Here is an 18,177-nt window from a genome sequence, read left to right on the forward strand (position 1 = left end):
TGTCCCGATGCTCTCGAGAGTCCGATGCTCGAAAAAACTATCACCTTGCTTGATTTCGCCTTCACATTAGTCGGCTCCTTTGTCGTTGCCGCCATGGTCGTGGCTGGCCTGTTTTTTTGGGCCGACCTGATCTGGACGGGAACGGAGAGCACCGAGCTCCCAATCGACTTCGAATCACTGGCGCCGCCCGCCATCGTGACGGTGATCGCCGCGGTTGGAGCTCGGGTTTATCTGGCCCTGACCGGCAGCAAGCCGACCAGCATGCGCGAGCAGTGACCTGCTGGTGCCGCCGTCCCACCTGACCGCGGCTGCCGTTTCAACATCCCCACACATTCAGGACCGTCCATGCGCAGTTTCGCCCTGTTGCTCCTTGGCGCGACCATCCTGGCCACGCCAGCAATCGCGAATGATGAGATCCGAGCCATTGTGGAGAGGGCGCAGCGTATCAAGCAGCAGGCAATCACGCAGCCGCCACCCGCGTGGCTCTATGGCAAGGATGCCGCCGAGCGACAAATGTCCATGCCTGACGATGGACCCGCCGCCGGCCAACCTCCGCGCGACGACGGCCTGCGGGTGAGGATCCTCGCATCTTGGGCGCTGGGAGATGCAGCGCTGAAGGAACTCTTCCAAAGCGTTGCCGGCCGCGACGACGTGCAGGTGGTCTTCAGGGGCGTTCTGCCAGGTGAGACATTCGGGCAGGGCGTCCGCCGGCTTCACGCCATGCTGCGGGACATGGACCCGCTGCCGAACGTGATCATCGATCCTACGGTCTTCCGGGACCTGTCCGTTACGGCGGCACCAGTGGTCGCCTACATGGACGGCGCGAATGTGCTCGCCCATGCCACCGGACTTATGTCCCCGGATTTCATCGCCGACAAGGTGAGGGAGGGCGCGGCTGGCGATCTCGGTGTTCTCGGCCCCACAGTTGAGGTGGTAGAGCCCGATCTGATCGAGGTGTTGCAGGCGAAAGCCAAGGACTTCGATCTTGAGGGCTACAAGCGCCGAGCCCGTGATGAGTTCTGGAGCAAGGCCCGGTTCGACGAACTGCCAGAGGCAACGGAACGACGGGTGCGCTCTATCGATCCGACCGTCGTAGTCACCAAGCCGATCACCGATGCTCAGGGGCGCGTCCTCGTCGAAGCCGGACGCCGGATCAACCCGCTCGATAAGCTGCCCTTCACTCAGAGGCTGGTCGTCTTCGACGCCCGGTCTCCCGGCCAAGTGGCAATAGCCGCCAAGCTCGCTGCTGAGATACAGGGCAGGCGGCGTGTCACGTTGGTCATGACGGCCATCGATCGGGAAGGTAGCTGGGAGGGCCTCGACAGGCTGGAGCAGCGTGTTGATGGCCCGGTCTATCTGCTGACCCCCGACATCAAATCCCGCTTCAAGTTAGAGCGCGTGCCGGCGCTGATCGAGTCCGATGGGCGCGCCTTCGTCGTCACCGAGATTCCTCCAGAGAAGGACAAGCCCTGATGCGCCGCCTTTTCGCCGCCGCCGCTCTGGCCCTTGGCCTCGTTGCAAGCCCCGTGTCGTCTGCCTTGGCTGATCCGGCTTGCCAAAACTCTGAACTGTTCTCGGGAAAGCTCCTCACCGACATCTGCTGGGGCTGCATTTTCCCCATCAAGGTCTCAGGCATCCCCCTGGGCGGGGGAAACAGCCGAGTGCCGGAAGGGGCCACCAAAAAGGCGCTGTGCCTGTGCAACGACCGGGCGGGGCTGCCGAAGCCGGGCATGACCATTTCCATGTGGCAGCCGGCGCGAATTGTGGAGCTGGTGCGCAAGCCTGGATGCTCGATGGCGCTCGGGGGAATCACGTTGCCGATCTCCCGGCGCATGCAGGGCACAAAGGGCAACTCGGAACTCGACTACGGTGACAGTGCCTTCTATCACTATCACACATACGCGTTTCCGTTGCTCATCATGCTCGACCTATTCGTCGACAACAATTGCGTCAGCGACGGCTTCTTCGACTTTGACCTCATGATGATTTCCGAGTTGGACCCGACCTGGAATAACTCGGAGTTGGCATTCTTCACGCAGCCCGAGGCCGCAGCCGTCGCCGATCCCATCACGCAGTCGGCGTGTGTGGCGGACGCTGCCGCCGCAACGGCTGGGCGGCCGATTACGAAGATGTTCTGGTGCGCTGGCGCCTGGAGCACATCAATCTATCCCTTCTCAGGATGGGACGAGGCACTGGGCTCTTTGGCGGAAAATACCAACCTCTTGGCCGCGCGGTCCATTGCGGCGGCTCATCGCCGCGGGCTCTCCTGGCGGACGATGGGGGATGACGCGCTGTGCGCCGGCCGTATCGATCCTATGTTCCCCAAGTCGCAGTATAGGTGGAGTATGTTCTTCCCGCTGCCGGAAGCAAGAAGTGATCATGTCACTGGGGAGTCCGACTGGCGTTGGGGGATGGGCAAACAGATCCCTGCCGTGGGGGAAGATACTATGTTTATTCTTTGGCGCTGGGTCGACTGTTGTTCATCATTCATGTAAGACGTCGATAGTATAGAGGGAAACGCGACGTTTATTCATGATTAGGGTCGCGTTTGCCAGCCCGTTTCGGAAGTTGTCGCTCACGGGGTGAGGGTCTGACGTAAAGGCTGTTGGGAGGGAACACACACGCTGCCGGAGGCCACTGATGTGGGCGCCCGAGGAGCCCAGTCTGGTTGGCGATTAAGACGCCAACCTAGCCCTGAGCGATGACCAGTATCGCGTGATCGCCCCCCCCTGATCCCGTCCGCCAAGCCCGGCGGACCGCCTCGCAGTACGGACTGCGCCGGCTGCTGGACGCCCTGTTCTACGTAGTGCTGACCGGCCTCCAATATGGTCATCTGCAGCCCCCGCCGACCTTTCCGCCCTGGCCCACGGTCTACCGGTACTTCCGCGCCTTCCTGGAAGCCGGCGTGTGGGAGGCCCTTCGCCACCATCTGTTGGTGATGCGGCGCGAGCAGGAAGGCCGCGATCCGACGCCCACGGCCGCCATCCGTGACTCCCAAAGCGTCAAGGCGACGGCAAAGGGCGCGCCTGAGACTTTGACTCGGCCAGAAATATGACGGGCCGCAAGCGTCACATCGCCGTCAACACCTCGGGCTTCCTGCTCCGGCGTCCTCGTCCACGGCTCCGACAAGCATGCCGCTCACCCCACCAGCCTCAGCTTGACGATACCGGCGGAGGTGTTCCACCGCCGGGTACCGCCGAAGATGATCAGGGTAGCATCCTGATTGACCTCATCCAGTTCAGCATCAGGTCCGGCCACTGCGCTGCCGGCAACCCGGCGGCGAAGCGCAGCGAGAAACCGTGGCCACCTTGGCGGAAGATATGAACCTCCGCCGGAACACCGGCTTTGCGCAGAGCGTCGTAGAAGAGCAGCGAATTGGTGACCGGCACGTCGGCATCATCGTTGGCGTGGAACAGGAAGGCCTGCGGCGTCGAGGCGGTCACCTGCCGCTCTGTCGAATAGGCGGCAATCAGCTCAGACGACGGAGACTCGCCGATCAACTCCTGGCGCGAAACAGTATGGGTGAACCGCTCGTCCATCGTGATGACCGGGTACCCCAGCGCTAGGAAGTCAGGCCGGGCAGAGAGTTGGTCCGCCGAATCGACCGGTTCATAGACCTTGCGCTCATACCCGGTCGCGAGTTGCGAGGCGAGGTGGCCGCCAGCCGAGAAGCCAAGCACTCCCACCCGCGCCGGGTCGATTCCCCATTCGGCCGCGTTGGCGCGGATCAGGCGGAGCGCCCGTTGGGCATCCATCAGCGGGGCGTCGGTCAACTGGGCCTTACCAGGCAGCCGGTAGACTAGCCGGAACACGGTCACGCCGGCATCGGTGAAGCGCGGCGCGATTTCGTCCGCCTCCTTGTCGATGACCACGCGCTGATAAGCGCCGCCCGGGGTGACGAGAAGCGCCGTGCCGTTCGGTGCCGCTGGCCGGTAGACCAGCAACTCCGGCTTGGTGATGGCCAGCACGGCGCGGTCCTTGATGGCCGGATCCTTGCTGCGCTCCAACACTTGCTGCGGCAGGGGAAATTGCGCGGAAGCGAGCGGGCCAATCGGCCATAAGGCGATTTCCTGCCGGTCCTCCAGTACTGCGGCTGTCGAGGGGGCAGGGTAGCCGGCGGCGATCGCAGCCGTTCCGAGTACGGTCACCGCGACCGACCGGACGACCCACCTGCGGAAATTATTCAGACACGGCATTGTTTCGGATACTCCCTTCCTGCTGGCGCTTTGCCGACACAAAGGCGCTGGATCGCCAGCTTTATGGTTCTGTCGAAGCGGCACCAGATTGATATATTAGAGTACGAGTGCCCCGAGCTTGACAAGGGAGGAAGTCGGGCCGACGAGGGAGTACTCGTGCCTCCTGCGGCTTGCCCGAATGACGGGCGGAGTGTTTTCGATGGGCAGCGTCAAGTTGAAGGTGAATGCGCTTCTTCTTGGACGCTCTCCATTTTGCGAGTGGTTTAATCGTTTTCGCAAAACGGGCTGACGCTGATCAGCGTCCGGCCTATCGCTGGTGGATGCTTCATCCTTGTTCCGCGGCGCTGGGTGGTCGAACGATCCCTTGGGTGGTTCGGACGGTGGCGACAGTTCTCCATGGGTTACGAGGAACGCACCGGCGTCGCCAAGGTCATGGTCACACTCGCCCATATCGGGATCATGATGCACCGCCTCGTTCACCTTAACCGAAGGCGCCTGCGGTCACCTGACTTTTGCACGGGCTGTGAGTTGCGGCGCTCTTGCGTCCACCGGGTGGGTGCAAAGCTCCGCTGAGATGACACCCTCTAGCAGAAGACCATGAGTGGTTCCAGGATCCCAGAGGATGGCTTGATAGCGAGGTGATGAAAGACGCGGAAAACATGCGTCTTTCAGCGGCGCGCAGGAGGTTTGCGATAGGCGATAACTGGAGGCTGAAAACTCTGTGGCGTTTCGCCGCTTCCGCCTCGTTCTTCGTCCGCGTGAGACCCCCATGAAACTGCTACGCACGTCTTGGCTCGCCCAGCCGATCGCGGCCATAGTCGTATCCGCGCTGGTGACCGTGCAGACTGGCGCGATTGCCCTGGCCGCGGATCCTATAGCCACCGGTGCCGCCGCAGGCCGGGCAGTAGGTGGTTCCATCCCGAACGTGAATGACCTCTTTTCAGCCCAACCGGACGGTCAGGTCACCCTGTGGCCCAACTCCTCGAAGCCGCTCTCGCTCTCCTCGGGCGATATGTTTCCTGGTTCAAACGGCCAGAACGCCGACAGCACCCAAGCGCTCTACGGTAACGACAGCGCCATGATCAATGCTGGCACGGACGCTCACAAGCGCTTGAAGACTGAGGGCAGCCGCACTGGTGACGCCTACCGGACCTTGGTGGGATCGTCCAATGTGACGAGGCCGAACCTCGACAATGATCCACTCTGGGCTAAGTCCGATTTCACCTGGAATAACCTACCGGCTGATTTCGCCGACTGCTCTACAAACACGACCTTTAGCAAGGGGTCGTATTCAGTCCACGTGCCCGACTACAAGACCTGTGAGAGGGTCCAGGACCAGAGTCAGAAGTGCACCATCATCCACGAGTACCGTGCTGGTGTTCTTGAGCACACAGGCGGCCCGGCTAACCTATCCAGCTGTGGCCCTGGCTGTGTGGACATGTGGATCGGGACAATTGGTGACAACTACTGGACGGGAAGTTGTACGATTTACCAAGAGTCTATTGAGGTTGATGTATTTAATCCTGAGGCGGTGACTAGCGCCACGCTAGTACACGCTAAGTGGGACGACTATATGCAGGTCTACCTCAGGAATACTAAGGTGTGGCAAGGACCAGATTGGCGCTTCGCTCCGGAAACGGAAGGACCGTGCGAATTGGCCACAGAGTGGGAGGCCTCGCCCAATGTCGATGTAACATCGTTCTTCAAAGTCGCTGGAAAGTTAGAGCTTCGCACTCGCGTGTCCGTGGGCGTGAAAGGTGAGGGATATGCTAGAATTCGCATCCAGTATGATCCCACCAAAATTCTTGCGAAGAGCGAATACTATCCGCCTGAATGTAAGAAGTCGCTTCAGGGAGTGTCCGATGGCTTTTGTGTGGGCACGGTGACATGCACTGATATGCCTATGACTGATTCATCTGGGTGTGCGACAGTAAATGGGATACGCCTGTGCCCAAGCGATTTTACGAACTCCCCTATGCCCGCCGGCACCTCTCCGCTGTGCCGCCGTGCCTCGGTAGACGCTCAGTGCAACTTCTATAAAGGCCAGATGGACTGCTGGACCGATGCGCAGGGCCAGAAGCAGTGTCCAAAAACCAACGGAGAAAACCTAGCTTCTTGCGCGGCTTATGAGTCGAACCCGTCGTGTGGCTTCATTAAGTCCAGCTGTGTTGAAGGGGCGCTGGGTGCCTCTGGAACCTGCTATGTGCACGAGGAGCAATGGGATTGCGGCAACTCGGCGACAGTGCCCACAGTGACCCGCAATACGACGACGAGCTGCCCCGGCCCCATCCGGTGCATGGGCACGGATTGCGTAAACCCCCAAGCGGACTTGAGCAACGACTTTGCCCGTGCCGCGGCCACCCTATCGGCTGCGCGCTTTATGGCCATGGATGCCGAGTGCAAAGAGGACACCATTGAGGAGAATCGCACCTGTACGGTATTCAAAGGGAAAGCTCAAACGTGTAAGAAGGCTGTAGGTGGCATTGTTGACTGCTGCGCCTCAACATCGACAGTCTCGCTCGGCGATTACATTTCGTTGATCCTAGCGGTTGGCAAGCTGGACAGCGCGGTGTCCGCCCTGGACAAAAGCAACGCCCTACGTGGAGCCTACGAGACACTAACCGGGCCAATTGATAGCGCCTGGACTGAGATCAACAAGCCCTTCGTTCAGGGCTGGGAGAACATATGGGGCGGCACGGAAAGCGTCGCATCGGACGCTGCGTCGAAGACGCTCATCGGCTCCATCCAACAAACCTTGTTAAACAAGGTCGGCGACTGGACTGCTCAGGTGTTCGGCGACGCGGCAGCCAACAGCCTCTTTTCGGTGGCAGAAACTGGAGGGTCGGCGTTCGTTGGTGGCACTGCCCAGGGTCCTTTGCAGTTGGGCGGCGGCCAAGCGATTATCGGGTCGGTGCTCGGCTGGATCATGATTGCCTATACCGTCTACCAGATCGTGATGATCCTGATTCAGATTATCTGGGCATGCGAGAAGGAAGAGTTCGAGCTTAATGCGCAGAAGCAACTTAAGAACTGCCACCAGGTTGGCAGCTACTGCAACAGCAAGGTGCTGGGCGTCTGCATCGAGAAGAGGGAATCTTACTGCTGCTTCAACTCGCCGCTATCCAGGATCATTCAGGAGCAGGCGCGACCCCAGCTCGGCCTGTCCTGGGGCACTCCCAAGGAGCCGGACTGCCGTGGGATCACGACTGACGAAATTCAGCGCATTGACTGGTCGCAGATCAACCTTGACGAGTGGTTGGGGTTGCTGGCCCAAACCGGACATCTTCCCTCGGAATCGAGTGTGAACATTGACAACCTCACTGGTGCCGGTAGCAACTTCAATGTCGGCACTCGGATGAACACCACCAAGCGGGCACAGGAACGGGTTGGTGGCATCGACGTGGACAAGGCGCGCAAAGACGCAACGACCGAACTGAAAGCCAAGCCCTTGCCTGGAAACTAACCTGCTGGCGAGACCGCACAAATGTGTGATCCGCCACACTGCGGGGCGCAGGCTTAGCGACCCCGCCCGAAGGGGGCGGCCAGCGCCTTAGATCGGTAACGCTGCGCCTTGGTGACGTTGACCCCGCACAGCGCGTTGCCGTGGTAGCGCAAGATGATAGAGGCCGTTGGGGATGGTAAGCAATTCCCGACGGCGCGGCGGCTGACGGAGGGGTGCCCAGTAGCCCGGAAGCAAGGGCGCAAGCCTGCGCGCTTTGCTGCGCGGACATTCGTCGGGCGGTCCCTTTGCCTGCGCACGGCCGCAGGTGCTGGCCAAGCTAGCCAGCACCGTAGAAGGCTGCCTCAATGTGCGTTGTGGTGAACCGCGTCGTCTGAGCGACTACATGGCGCCCTCACGCGGCGCGGATACCTGTCAGGAAGCGCTCCACTTCGTTCTTCATCATGTCTGATTGGCGGGCCAGCTCACCTGCAGCCCCCAGAACCTGCGTGGCGGCCGAACCGGTCTGGGTTGCCCCGCGGCTGACCTCGGTGATGTTGACCGTGACGACCTCGGTGCCGCGCGCAGCCTCCTGGACATTCCGGGCGATCTCACCGGTTGCCGCACCCTGTTCCTCAATGGCTGAGGCGATCGAGGTGGCGATCTCATTGATACTGCCGATCGTGGTGCCGATGCCGGTGATCGCAGTGGCAGCCTCGTTGGTCGCCTGTTGCATCGACGCGATCTGGCTGGCGATCTCGTCGGTCGCCCTGGCCGTCTGGTTGGCGAGGTTCTTCACCTCACTCGCCACCACAGCGAAGCCCTTGCCCGCTTCGCCGGCGCGCGCGGCCTCGATGGTGGCGTTCAGGGCCAGCAGATTGGTCTGGCTGGCGATGTCGGTGATGAGCTTCACCACGTCGCCGATGCGCTGGGCGGCATCCACCAGGCCGCGGACGCGGTCGTTCGTTGCCTGTGCCTCGTCCACAGCATGGCCGGCGATGTCGGTGGAGCGACTGACTTGCGCGCTGATCTCACGGATCGAGGCCGACAGCTCGTCGGTGGCCGACGCCACGGTCTGAACGTTGACCGAGGCTTGCTCGGCAGCCGCAGCCGTGCTGGCGGCTTGGCGGTTGGTCATCTCGGCCGTGTGCGACATGCTCTGGGCCGTGGCGTCCAGCTCGCCAGCCGCGGCACTGACCGTGCGCAGGATGCCGGACATGCTGTTGTCGAAGCCTGCGATCAGCTGCTCTACCGCAGCGGCGCGCTGTTCCTTGGCCTTGCGCTCGGCTTCTTCGGCCGCAGCCATCCGCTCACGTTCGAGGGCGTTCTGCTTGAAGATCGCGACCGCTCGCGCCATCCCGCCGATTTCGTCTCCCCGCTCTGCACCGGCGACGTCGACGGTCAGGTCGCCGCGGGCCAGGCGGGACATCGTGTCCGTGATGGTGGCGATGGGATGGGCGATGCCCGCGCGCGAGATCACCACACTCGCGCCGACGGCAGCGCCAATGCCACCGATGCCCACGACAAGCATCAGCGTCAGCATGCGGGCGCTGTAGGCATCCAGTTCGTCGGTGTCGCGCTGGATAGTGGCCATATTCCGCTGCGAGCTTTGTTCGAGTTCCTCACCAAGAGCCTTCCGGTTGGCCCGTGAAGCGTCGCTGCCGCCGTATTTCTCCGCCTCGGCCGGGCCGACCTCCACCCCCAGACGCGCAGCCTCGTTGCGGGTCTGAATGAACTCGGTGATGTCCTTCTCCAGCCCCTGGAAGGTGGTGAAGCGGTCGGGTGGCACCAGGGTCTTCCAGTCCGCCGTCCGCTGCGCCATCAGCGCGGTGCTGTCCTTGACCGCCTTGGCGAACATGCGCGCTTCGTCCTTGGACTCCGCGGCATATATCCCACGACTGTCCATCACCACTTTGTAGACGAGACCATTCACCTGTTCGCTGATCAGAGCCCGCTTGGAGAGGTTTTGGATTTCGTCAACACGAGCATCGTAGGTCTTCATCCCGACGATGCCGAGCGTGCCGAGGATGGCGGCGGTTAGAGCCAGCACACCCACCACTGCGGCGATCTTGGTGCTGATGCGGAAGCGCGCGAGAAGGGAGCTCATCATGGAGTCCACCAAACGTTGATATATTTGCACGTTACATACGGCGATATGCGTCGGGTAGCTTTGATTTATCTCAAATACAGTCTAAGCTGCGTTGCTTAGTGTGCGAGTGGCAATATCATTACGTCTGCTGAAGTTTAATCTGCCAATTTGTTGGACGGATTAGTGGCAGATGAGGTCCTGCGCAGGCAGCTTGTTACCCGCTGGAGCGAGGTGCCCTGTTGCAGAAAACGCCGCTGCGGCGGACAGAGTTCGCGTGCCAGGCGGTAGGCGTCGCGGTGAGACGCCGACACCGAAGGCGGTCTCAATTCCGTAGAAGCTCCGAGCAAGACTTCTAACTGTCCAGACGACTGGCCGCCATACCGCAACGGTATGGACGATGGCCGAATGTCCGAGCGGCCCAGGGTGCCATACAGAGAATTTAGCAACAAACTTAGATCTTCGGTACCGCTCGTTCGTAACTGCCGAATGCGGGGCGGCAGACCAACGTTCTTGCCAAAATAACAGATATCTGTTATCGGTCGTTAAGAGATATCTATTAATGCCTTTTAGGATATCTCATCAACTGGATGAAAGAGATATCGCCTTGACGAAATCAGAGATATCCCCGAAAAGGCGGGGCATGGCCCGCCCCAAGAAGTACGTCGAGGACATGGTTGCCCGTTTCGCCGAAGGGACCTTCGAGCGGATCAAAAGCGTCCTCGCGAAAGATGAGGATCGCGCCGACTTCGTGCGGGATGCTGTCGAAAAGGAACTGCGGCGCCGCGAGCGAAAGGGCCCCACGCGCACACCCGGTGCGGCGGACGTTTAGCCGTCCACTGCCCTTTATCCTGCTGGTGGGACGAACGCCGGCTAGTGATTGAGCCTGCGCGAGCGGTGGGCGTCCTTGGTCCTTAGGAGACACCGCTCATCCCGCTATACCCGACCAGCCTGCTGGGGAGCCGCGCCCACAAACCAGAAAGGCGTGGCCCGAAGACCACGCCTTCCCAAGGTGCATCATAAAAAGTGTGTTCCCCAACACACTGCCCTACGAGAGGGCTCGGCCACCTTATTGTGGCTCTACTGTACGTGCAAGACCCAACTGCCTTAAAGAAGCACGTCTACTAGGTTTTTCCGCTTGCGATCCAAGCCGGACGCTGGGCCTGAACATGAGCTAGCGCTCTGTCTCCGTCGTGTCACGAAAAGAGGAAGCCAATCAGTTGGCCCCCTCTTTTCCGGTCGTCATACGGGCAGGAAGCGATCACTCGGCCGGAGCGGCCGCGATCTTTGCGCCTGAGACCACGCCGGCGCCAGTCGGGTCCGTCGCGGCCACCGCTGCCAAGGCGACGGCCACCGGAGCGGGTCCCGATGCCACATCGTCTTCGGGTTGAGGGGCAGGTGCTTGGCCCTTGGAGGCGCGCTTGGTCTTGTCGCCACCCGCGTCGTTATCCGACACCGTAGCCGTCTCCGTCTCGCCGACGACCTTGTTCACCTCCTCGCCCTTATTCTTGCGAACGGCCGCGGCGCGAGCGCGGCGTTCAAGAGCGATGACGTTATTGCCGAGGCGTACCAGGCGACGCTGCCACTCCCACGTTGCCGTGGCTTTCTGCTTGCCATCCATCAGGCCGGCGAACCATAGGCCGTCCACCACCCGGATGAGCTTGTCGTAGCCTTCGAGGAGCAGCACGAAGCGCATTGCCTGCGGCGAGCTGACCTCGAGGGGCTTGGAGATCGGCTTCGAGTACTCGGGCTCGAAATCGACCATATTCGATGACCGGACCTGTTCAAGCTGAGCGAGGGTAGCCCGGAGCGCTTCCTCCTCAACCTTCAGATGGTTGTTGATGATCTCGGAGACCGCTTCGGCTTCCTTGGAATCGCCGATGATGCGCAGCACGACCTCGGTGATGTACATCGAAGACATCGTGGTCGCGAGGATCCGGGATTCCACCTGCTGCGCCTGATGGGTCTTCAGCGCGAGCGTCTTGTGCAGGACCGGCGTCGAGTAATCGGCGTGTGTTCGGGGCGCGCGGGTGGACGAGCGGCCCTTCCCCGGCTGCCGGCTGGTACCGGCGGAACGCTGAGAGGCCTTAGCGTTTTGGGCGTCCTTCGAATTCCGGGCCGGGCGGGATTGGGGCGACGCAACCGACTGTGCCGGCTGCTGGTCGGCGTTTTCCATAGTGATGAATACTCCGGGGAGTGGTGGACCTGTGCTCCACAGCCTAATCAACCAGAGGGCTATTCCGCGCCTTTGAAAGACGCGCAAAATCGGCGTCTTTCTGCCCTATCGCCGCCGGTGTCGGCACGGTACATTGGCTCCACTTAGCGCCGCTTGCTTGATGCAGCGATGCCAAAGTGTCCGGCTTCAGCTGGGGACCTAGTTGGGGTCCTAAAACAACCAGCATGTAGCTCGCCGGTTTGCCGCCGAGCGTGTTCCCACCAAGAGGGAGGCTTCTCCCTCCCCGCGTGGGGTCGGGACGCGCCTCCTTTATCCTCATGGAATGAGGGCGCATCATGTCCCTGAACCTCTGTGCTTTTGAGGACGTCCAGTCCTCCGAGCTCAAACTAAGCTTGGCAGCCGACGTCTACGCCGGCTACCGCGCAGGTCGATATCCTTGGCGCACTGCCCACTCCGCTCTTCGGCGGCTGGCAGTCCCTTCCGATGCGATCAACACGGGGCTGCACACGGAGACCGTTCATCCGGTCCCAGCGGTGATCCGCCCTTATCTCGAAGCCTGACCTTCCCCAACCAGCACGGACAAGACTCCACCCTGGGCAGGGGAGGAGTTCCGTGCATCGCAACCTGAATAGGATGAGGTGCATCATGAACATCTGGCATTTCAATGGTCGTTTGGGCCGCGACGCCGAGCTGCGCACCACGCAGGGCGGCGAAAAAGTCCTCAGCTTTGCCGTCGCCAATGATATCGGCTACGGAGAGAACAAGACGACACAGTGGGTCGACTGCTCGATCTGGGGGACGCGCGCTGAAAAACTCGCCAGCCTCCTCAAGAAGGGCAGGGAAGTGTCCATTGCCGGCGAAGTCACGCTTCGTGAATTCGAGCGTCGCGACGGCAGCAAGGACAAGGCCCTCACAGTTCGCGTGAGCGAACTCGATCTGCACGGCGGTCAGAGCCAGGGTCGGGAATCCGACAACGGCGCTGGCAACGGTCGTAGCAACGGCTCAACCAATGGCGGGCGTCCCGCCGGCGAGCCCGGTCACCAGGGTGGTTCCGATCGCCAGGGTGCCGCCGGTCGTCCAGGTGGATCCGACCGCAAAAGTAGCCAGGATCGTTCTCGATCCCAGAGCTCGGCAAACCGCAGCCAAGGCAGTGCCGCTGGTGATGATGGATGGGATCAAATCCCGTTCTAATTTCGCTCGCGGTTCTGAGTTAAAGGGCGCGGCTTAGCGTCCCCAAGGGGAATGCCGTGTCCTCCGATTTGGAGGTCGTTATGCGGGTTCTCCCGAACATCGTCTTCGGCATCATCGTGGCCGCTATGGCTGGGGTGACTGTCCACCAAAGCCTGTATGCGATCATCAAGACCGTCGAACAGGCAGAGATGACGATGACCGTGCGGCTCAGCGACAACCGCTGATCTGCTTTACTCCTTCCCACTGGGGCGCACTTGCTCGTCCCAACGTGGGGCGTGGAGTGTGCCTCTGCAGCATTGCGCTAGGAGGCGCAAAACCATGACCGAGATCATCAAACCCGTCCTGAAGGCTTTCGTGCTCGCCATGATCGCGCTCTACGCGATCTACCTTGTCGCAGGCTTCCTGTTTGCGCTGGGGGAGGCGGACACACTCCGAAAGGCACAGGAAAACCTGCTGCTCAGGACCAAATGCGATGCCGAAGCGATGGGCGTCGGCTACGTGGCTCGCAAACCGGGGGAACCCGATCCGTGCGAGCCGTTTCGCCCGAAGCCGGCCGCTGAGGCTCCGTCTTCGTCCAACTAGGACAACGACGTCTCGCGCTGACCTGAACTGACCGTCACAACCCCATAGGGGGCGCTGCTCGCCCTCAGAGGGAAGTGGCGCCTTCTCATTCAATTGAGAGGGACAGATAGATGGGCGAAGTCATTTCGCTGCAACCCCGGATCGCGTACCCGGTGGAAGCAAAGAGCTACGGGGTCAATGAGCAGACCTGGCGGGTACTGGTGGAATCCACCTTCCCGTCCGCCAAGAGCGCTGAGGGCATCTTGCTCGCGGTGGCCTACTGCCAAGCCCGCAAGCTCGACATCATGAAGCGCCCCGTGTCAATCGTGCCCATGTGGAGCTCCGCACTGGGGAAGTCCGTGGAGACGGTTTGGCCGGGCATCAACGAGGTGCAGACCACGGCCGCCCGAACGGGCGAGTTCGCCGGTGTCGACGCCCCGATCTATGGGCCGGAGATCACGGAGACGTTCACCGGCCAGGTGAACGATGAGGACGGTCCACGTGGCTCGAAGAAGACCGAGACGGTCACCCTCAAGTTCCCCGAATGGTGCCAGGTCACCGTGTACCGCCTCGTCAGCGGTGTCCGGTGCCCGTTCACCGCGAAGATCTTCTGGTTGGAGACCTACTCTCGGAAACGCTCTCGAAGCGCTCTCCCCACAGATATGTGGGTGAAGCGGCCAAAGGGCCAACTCGCCAAATGCGCTAAAGCCGATGCGCTGCGCGCCGCCTTCCCTGAGGAATGCGGCGGCTACAGTGCGGAGGAGATGGATGGCAAGGTGATCGAGGCCGACGAGGCTGACATCCCACGCCGCTCCAAGCGTGGCGTGCCGCAGTCCGCGACCGTCATGGACATCGACCCGAAAACGGGGGAGGTCCTTAACGGTCCGCCGGCTCCGGACCCGAAGCCCGATCTGTTTCAGGTCGGCGCCGAGGTGAAGGAGCTGATCGGAAAGCTGGTGCGCCGTGCGCTTCCCAATGGTGCCTGGGAAACGGCCGTCGGGTATGCCGCAGAGCGGCTGCAGGACAACGACTTGGCTTACGCCAAATATGTCCTGCGGCATGCCGAGCGCTCCCAGTCCGTGTCAGACAAGGTGCGAGCTTCCACGATGGAGCTGATCCAGCGTGCCGGTGCCGCCGGCGCCTGGACGGGAGCGAAGGACTACCTGTCCAAGCTCCGCAACGACGGAAAGCTGAGCGACCTCGACTTCGAGTACGCTCAGACCGAAGTCGAGCTGGCCCAGGCGGAAGCGGCCGCTACTGCCGCCGCCATGAAGCAGGCCGGGTAGGCCTTGTCCACGTCCATTCCTGTTCCGGGGCGCGCGAGCACCCAGCGCGGGAAGCATGACACCCTGACCGGGGCCTACCCTGGAGGAGAGCAGCATGTTCAGCAATATCAGAAAGTCCGAGGCTATGAAGGACCGGGCGTTGGGGCATAAAGCCACGACGCATGTCTTCACCTTCGAGGACATCACCGCGATGGCCACCACGGCGTTGCGATCGGCCGGCGTGACCGCGATCCGTTCGCTGCTGGACGAGCATTTCGCTCGCTACTCGCCCCTGTCCCGAAACCGGGGCATGGGGACAGACTGGCAAGCGTAATTCACGACGAAAACCCCGCTGGGGCGCACGACGCTCCGACCGGGGAGACGTGCGCCTCCGCCCTTGCAGAGGTGCATCATGAAGATCGTCAACCTTCGCCAGGGCTCGGCCGAATGGCTGGCATGGCGCGATCAAGGCGTGTCGGCTTCCGACATCGCTGTGGTCCTCGGCAGTAGCCCCTACAAGACGCCTTGGCGCTTGTGGGCGGAGAAGGCAGGCAAGGTCCCTCCGGAGGACTTGAGCGGCAACATGTTCGTCGCTCATGGCAAGCGGTGCGAGCCCGTTGTTCGCGCGTGGTTCGAGGCGAAGCATGACACCATGCTTTTTCCCGCCTGCGCCGAAGCGGACCATCCTTTCATCCGCGCCAGCTTCGACGGCCTGACCGATGACGGAATCCCCGTCGAACTCAAGGCCCCGTCGGACTCGGTGTTCGATGAGGTGGTGGCGCTCCGCGAGGACGCGACTGCGTTTCGCCTCTATTCCTGCCAGGTGCAGGCTCAGATCTTCGTGTCCGGCATGGACCACGGCTATCTGGTGTTTGGTCGCGTGATCGAGAAGGAAGATGGCAGCCTCGTCGTTGACGAAGCTGTCGAATTCCGTGTCGACCGGGACGAGGCATTTATCGCCGACATGCTCCAGAAGGCCGAAGCCTTCATGGAAGCGGTGAAAAGCCGCAAGGAGCCGAAGAAGGACCCAGCCCGCGACAGCTACTCCCCAACGTCCGACGAGGAAAAGCAGGAGTGGGAAGCTGCTGCGGCGGAGTACCGCGATGCTGGTGCGAAGATCGATGCCCTCAAGGCCGAGATCGCGGCGCTGACCCTGAAGCAGGACACCGCTAAGGAGCGGCTGATCAAGCAGATGGGGCAGTTCGCCCAAGCTGAAGCATCGGGCATCCTCATCACCCGCTACATCTCTAAAGGACGGGTCGATTACACGGCCCTCCTGGAGCATCACAAGGTTGCCGTCAGCGACGCTGATCTGGACAAGTTCCGCGGCGCCTCCTCGGAGAGCGTCAAGGTAAGTGTCAAGAAGGTGAAGCCGGCGGAAACCCAAAGCGTGAGTCCGGTCGTAGCCGTGGCCGCGTAATTCGCAACTCAAGTTCATCCCCACCTGGGGCGCAGACATGCTCCCCTCCGGGGCATGGTGCGCCCCGACTTCCCCAAGAAAAGGTGCATCATGCTCAAGAACTTCAGTGTTCGCGACACGTTCGATCAGCCGATGGCTCCGCCGCAGTTTACGGTCGAGGGCTTTGCCGACGATACGAACCCTCTCATCCCGAAGCGTGACGATCTCTACGTGTTCGATCGCATCAAGCTGCGGGACATTCTTGCCTTTGCTGCCGATCCTATGGGAGATGCCATGTGGATCGGTGGCCCGTACGGAGCTGGCAAGACGTCCATCGTCACCCAGACGCTCTCGCGCCTGAACTGGCCGACCATGTGCTTTTCCTGGCATAAGCGTCGCGAGTTCGCCGATCTCGTTGGTCATCAGGCCATCGTCGGCGGGCAGACGAAATTTGTTCACGGGCCGCTACCCGTCTGCATGACCCACGGCTACGCTCTCGTCATCAACGAGGCGGACCGCGGCGATGCCGGCGAGCTGGTCGGTCTCAACGATATCTTGGAAGGATCGCCACTGGTGATCCCCGAGACCAACGAGGTGATCCATGCCCACCCAAAGTTCCGGCTGTTCGTCACGGCGAACAGCATGGGGTCGGGTGATGCCTCGGGCCTTTACGCCACCAGCATCCAGGTTCTCGATCCCGCCTTTCTGGATCGCTTCCGCTTCATCAGCGTGGGCTATCTGGAGCCGGACATCGAGGAATCGATCTTGGAGCGCGTGGCGCCGAAGGTGCCGCAGGCTATCCGGGAAAACATGATCAAGGTCGCCAACGACATCCGTCGCCTGTTCCTGGGCGGCGAGGACGGTGGCTCCGAGCTTTCCCTCACCATGTCCACTCGCTCTCTCGTGCGGTGGGCACGGCTGACGGTCGCCTTCAAGGGGGCTCCCAACGCGGTCGGCTTTGCTCTCGAGCGAGCCTTCAGCAACCGGGCGGAACCTGAGCAGCGGCAGGCGATCCACCAGATCGCAGCCGATGTCTTCGGTGATCTCTGGGAGGCTAATTGATGGCGGGCGAGCGCTGGCTGTTGGCGCGGTATAACCGCTCCGACGGCACCTCCAAGGATTGGGCTGTTGCCGTGATCGGCGGAGACTTGTTCGTGCGCTTCGGCAAGACCGGACAGGCCATGCAGAAAAAGCCCATCGCCAAGTCGTCCTGGAAATCCAGCGGCGCGGCGGCGGAGGGTCGTCGGCGACTGTGGGAGCAGACTGAACAGGGTTATGAGATCCTGGGCACTTGCACCTTCGGCGCCGACGGTAAGGCCACCGATCTGCAAAGCAACCCGGCTGCGGAAATCCCCGCGGCTGAGGAGGTTACGTCGAGGCCGGCCACCATGAAGGACGCCGACATCTTCTTCGAAATCACCGCTGTCTCCTGGCAGCGGCTTTTTGAGGTGATGGAGGTGGCCGTGGGCAGGCTCTCCGATCACTATGAATGCCGGTGGAGCACCCGTGAGGGTATCCCGACCGGGGTTCCGGTGATTGAGGGCTGGACGCCGGCATTCGACGGCCACACCGGCATCGGGAGGGTGCGGCACGCGGGCTCGCTGCGGCGGGCCAACGGCGTCGGCGCCCTCCTGTTTCTCCTGACCATGCGTTTGGTCGCGTCTGCGGACGTGACGGTCAACGTGGTCAAGGCGGACGGTGGCACCATCGACAAGGACCTGCGCAAGGAGGCGGCTCTGCTCGCCACCTTCGAATCCTCTGTCGACCTCATCACGCCGGCTGCCGAAGATGCCGGGCTGATCCCGAAACGGATCAAGCTCTCACAAATCGACACCGGCCAAGCCGACTATTGGTTCTGAGCGGG

16 protein-coding genes and 1 pseudogene are annotated in these 18,177 nt (G+C 61.7%); 14 read left to right on the forward strand and 3 right to left on the reverse strand.

The features are described from left to right. Positions 1-24: 24 nt before the first annotated feature. The 4 genes and pseudogenes from ABNQ38_RS08355 to ABNQ38_RS08370 all read left to right on the forward strand — a co-directional run. On the forward strand, positions 25-276 hold the full coding sequence (locus ABNQ38_RS08355; RefSeq protein WP_377806663.1) for a hypothetical protein: 252 nt from the start codon (positions 25-27) through the stop codon (positions 274-276). A gap of 69 nt (positions 277-345) precedes the next feature. Continuing rightward, positions 346-1,473: a TrbC family F-type conjugative pilus assembly protein gene (locus tag ABNQ38_RS08360; protein ID WP_377806664.1), complete on the forward strand. Its 1,128-nt coding sequence runs from the start codon at positions 346-348 to the stop codon at positions 1,471-1,473. Beyond that, positions 1,473-2,495 (forward strand): TraU family protein, encoded by a 1,023-nt coding sequence (locus tag ABNQ38_RS08365; RefSeq protein WP_377806665.1) that lies wholly within the window; start codon positions 1,473-1,475, stop codon positions 2,493-2,495. Before ABNQ38_RS08360 ends, ABNQ38_RS08365 begins: the two co-directional genes overlap by 1 nt. 269 nt (positions 2,496-2,764) lie before the next feature. After that, positions 2,765-3,055: pseudogene (locus tag ABNQ38_RS08370) on the forward strand (transposase); the annotation flags it as partial. Between the two features lie 151 nt (positions 3,056-3,206). Here the strand turns inward: ABNQ38_RS08370 and ABNQ38_RS08375 are convergent. Beyond that, on the reverse strand, positions 3,207-4,148 hold the full coding sequence (locus tag ABNQ38_RS08375) for an alpha/beta hydrolase (protein ID WP_377806666.1): 942 nt from the start codon (positions 4,146-4,148) through the stop codon (positions 3,207-3,209). A gap of 817 nt (positions 4,149-4,965) precedes the next feature. Here ABNQ38_RS08375 and traN point away from each other — a divergent pair. Further along, a complete protein-coding gene (traN, locus tag ABNQ38_RS08380) occupies positions 4,966-7,659 on the forward strand; it encodes a conjugal transfer mating pair stabilization protein TraN (protein ID WP_377806667.1) in 2,694 nt (897 codons plus the stop codon). 391 nt (positions 7,660-8,050) lie between these two features. Here traN and ABNQ38_RS08385 read toward each other — a convergent pair whose 3' ends face one another. Beyond that, positions 8,051-9,745: a methyl-accepting chemotaxis protein gene (locus ABNQ38_RS08385; RefSeq protein WP_377806668.1), complete on the reverse strand. Its 1,695-nt coding sequence runs from the start codon at positions 9,743-9,745 to the stop codon at positions 8,051-8,053. 619 nt (positions 9,746-10,364) lie between these two features. Between ABNQ38_RS08385 and ABNQ38_RS08390 the strand changes: the two genes are divergently transcribed. Next, on the forward strand, positions 10,365-10,553 hold the full coding sequence (locus ABNQ38_RS08390) for a hypothetical protein (protein WP_377806669.1): 189 nt from the start codon (positions 10,365-10,367) through the stop codon (positions 10,551-10,553). A gap of 429 nt (positions 10,554-10,982) precedes the next feature. Here ABNQ38_RS08390 and ABNQ38_RS08395 read toward each other — a convergent pair whose 3' ends face one another. Continuing rightward, positions 10,983-11,897, reverse strand: coding sequence for a hypothetical protein (locus tag ABNQ38_RS08395; protein ID WP_377806670.1), 915 nt, complete (start codon positions 11,895-11,897; stop codon positions 10,983-10,985). 645 nt (positions 11,898-12,542) lie between these two features. On the opposite strand from ABNQ38_RS08395, the gene ABNQ38_RS08400 reads away from it, so the two are divergent. The 8 genes from ABNQ38_RS08400 (at position 12,543) to ABNQ38_RS08435 (ending at position 18,172) form a co-directional block, all read left to right on the forward strand. Next, entirely contained in the window at positions 12,543-13,088 is a 546-nt protein-coding gene (locus tag ABNQ38_RS08400) for a single-stranded DNA-binding protein (protein WP_377806671.1), read from the forward strand. A gap of 80 nt (positions 13,089-13,168) precedes the next feature. Continuing rightward, positions 13,169-13,312, forward strand: coding sequence for a hypothetical protein (locus ABNQ38_RS08405; protein ID WP_377806672.1), 144 nt, complete (start codon positions 13,169-13,171; stop codon positions 13,310-13,312). A gap of 94 nt (positions 13,313-13,406) precedes the next feature. Next, on the forward strand, positions 13,407-13,670 hold the full coding sequence (locus ABNQ38_RS08410; protein ID WP_149226255.1) for a hypothetical protein: 264 nt from the start codon (positions 13,407-13,409) through the stop codon (positions 13,668-13,670). A 110-nt stretch (positions 13,671-13,780) separates the two neighbouring features. Beyond that, entirely contained in the window at positions 13,781-14,935 is a 1,155-nt protein-coding gene (gene bet, locus ABNQ38_RS08415; protein WP_377806673.1) for a phage recombination protein Bet, read from the forward strand. A 94-nt stretch (positions 14,936-15,029) separates the two neighbouring features. Beyond that, the gene (locus ABNQ38_RS08420; RefSeq protein WP_377806674.1) at positions 15,030-15,248 is read left to right on the forward strand and encodes a hypothetical protein; all 219 of its coding nucleotides are present in this window, start codon (positions 15,030-15,032) and stop codon (positions 15,246-15,248) included. A gap of 78 nt (positions 15,249-15,326) precedes the next feature. Beyond that, positions 15,327-16,334 carry a YqaJ viral recombinase family protein gene (locus ABNQ38_RS08425; protein WP_377806675.1) on the forward strand — a complete coding sequence of 336 codons (1,008 nt, stop codon included), beginning with the start codon at positions 15,327-15,329 and terminating at the stop codon, positions 16,332-16,334. 90 nt (positions 16,335-16,424) lie between these two features. Next, entirely contained in the window at positions 16,425-17,375 is a 951-nt protein-coding gene (locus tag ABNQ38_RS08430) for a CbbQ/NirQ/NorQ C-terminal domain-containing protein (protein ID WP_377806676.1), read from the forward strand. Continuing rightward, complete coding sequence (locus tag ABNQ38_RS08435) at positions 17,375-18,172, forward strand: hypothetical protein (protein WP_377806677.1); 798 nt, start codon at positions 17,375-17,377, stop codon at positions 18,170-18,172. The genes ABNQ38_RS08430 and ABNQ38_RS08435 overlap by 1 nt, the downstream gene beginning before the upstream one ends. Positions 18,173-18,177: the final 5 nt, after the last annotated feature.

This window comes from Azospirillum sp. A29, from assembly GCF_042604625.1.
In the GTDB taxonomy this organism is placed as follows: domain Bacteria; phylum Pseudomonadota; class Alphaproteobacteria; order Azospirillales; family Azospirillaceae; genus Azospirillum; species Azospirillum palustre.

What these genes read in the sequence shown, in the direction of transcription:
- ABNQ38_RS08355 (WP_377806663.1), top strand. Translation starts at nt 25, where the DNA reads ATGCTCGAAAAAACTATCACCTTGCTTGATTTCGCCTTCACATTAGTC.
- ABNQ38_RS08360 (WP_377806664.1), top strand. Translation starts at nt 346, where the DNA reads ATGCGCAGTTTCGCCCTGTTGCTCCTTGGCGCGACCATCCTGGCCACG.
- ABNQ38_RS08365 (WP_377806665.1), top strand. Translation starts at nt 1,473, where the DNA reads ATGCGCCGCCTTTTCGCCGCCGCCGCTCTGGCCCTTGGCCTCGTTGCA.
- traN (WP_377806667.1), top strand. Translation starts at nt 4,966, where the DNA reads ATGAAACTGCTACGCACGTCTTGGCTCGCCCAGCCGATCGCGGCCATA.
- ABNQ38_RS08385 (WP_377806668.1), bottom strand. Translation starts at nt 9,745, where the DNA reads ATGATGAGCTCCCTTCTCGCGCGCTTCCGCATCAGCACCAAGATCGCC.
- ABNQ38_RS08390 (WP_377806669.1), top strand. Translation starts at nt 10,365, where the DNA reads ATGGCCCGCCCCAAGAAGTACGTCGAGGACATGGTTGCCCGTTTCGCC.
- ABNQ38_RS08395 (WP_377806670.1), bottom strand. Translation starts at nt 11,897, where the DNA reads ATGGAAAACGCCGACCAGCAGCCGGCACAGTCGGTTGCGTCGCCCCAA.
- ABNQ38_RS08400 (WP_377806671.1), top strand. Translation starts at nt 12,543, where the DNA reads ATGAACATCTGGCATTTCAATGGTCGTTTGGGCCGCGACGCCGAGCTG.
- ABNQ38_RS08405 (WP_377806672.1), top strand. Translation starts at nt 13,169, where the DNA reads ATGCGGGTTCTCCCGAACATCGTCTTCGGCATCATCGTGGCCGCTATG.
- ABNQ38_RS08410 (WP_149226255.1), top strand. Translation starts at nt 13,407, where the DNA reads ATGACCGAGATCATCAAACCCGTCCTGAAGGCTTTCGTGCTCGCCATG.
- bet (WP_377806673.1), top strand. Translation starts at nt 13,781, where the DNA reads ATGGGCGAAGTCATTTCGCTGCAACCCCGGATCGCGTACCCGGTGGAA.
- ABNQ38_RS08420 (WP_377806674.1), top strand. Translation starts at nt 15,030, where the DNA reads ATGTTCAGCAATATCAGAAAGTCCGAGGCTATGAAGGACCGGGCGTTG.
- ABNQ38_RS08425 (WP_377806675.1), top strand. Translation starts at nt 15,327, where the DNA reads ATGAAGATCGTCAACCTTCGCCAGGGCTCGGCCGAATGGCTGGCATGG.
- ABNQ38_RS08430 (WP_377806676.1), top strand. Translation starts at nt 16,425, where the DNA reads ATGCTCAAGAACTTCAGTGTTCGCGACACGTTCGATCAGCCGATGGCT.
- ABNQ38_RS08435 (WP_377806677.1), top strand. Translation starts at nt 17,375, where the DNA reads ATGGCGGGCGAGCGCTGGCTGTTGGCGCGGTATAACCGCTCCGACGGC.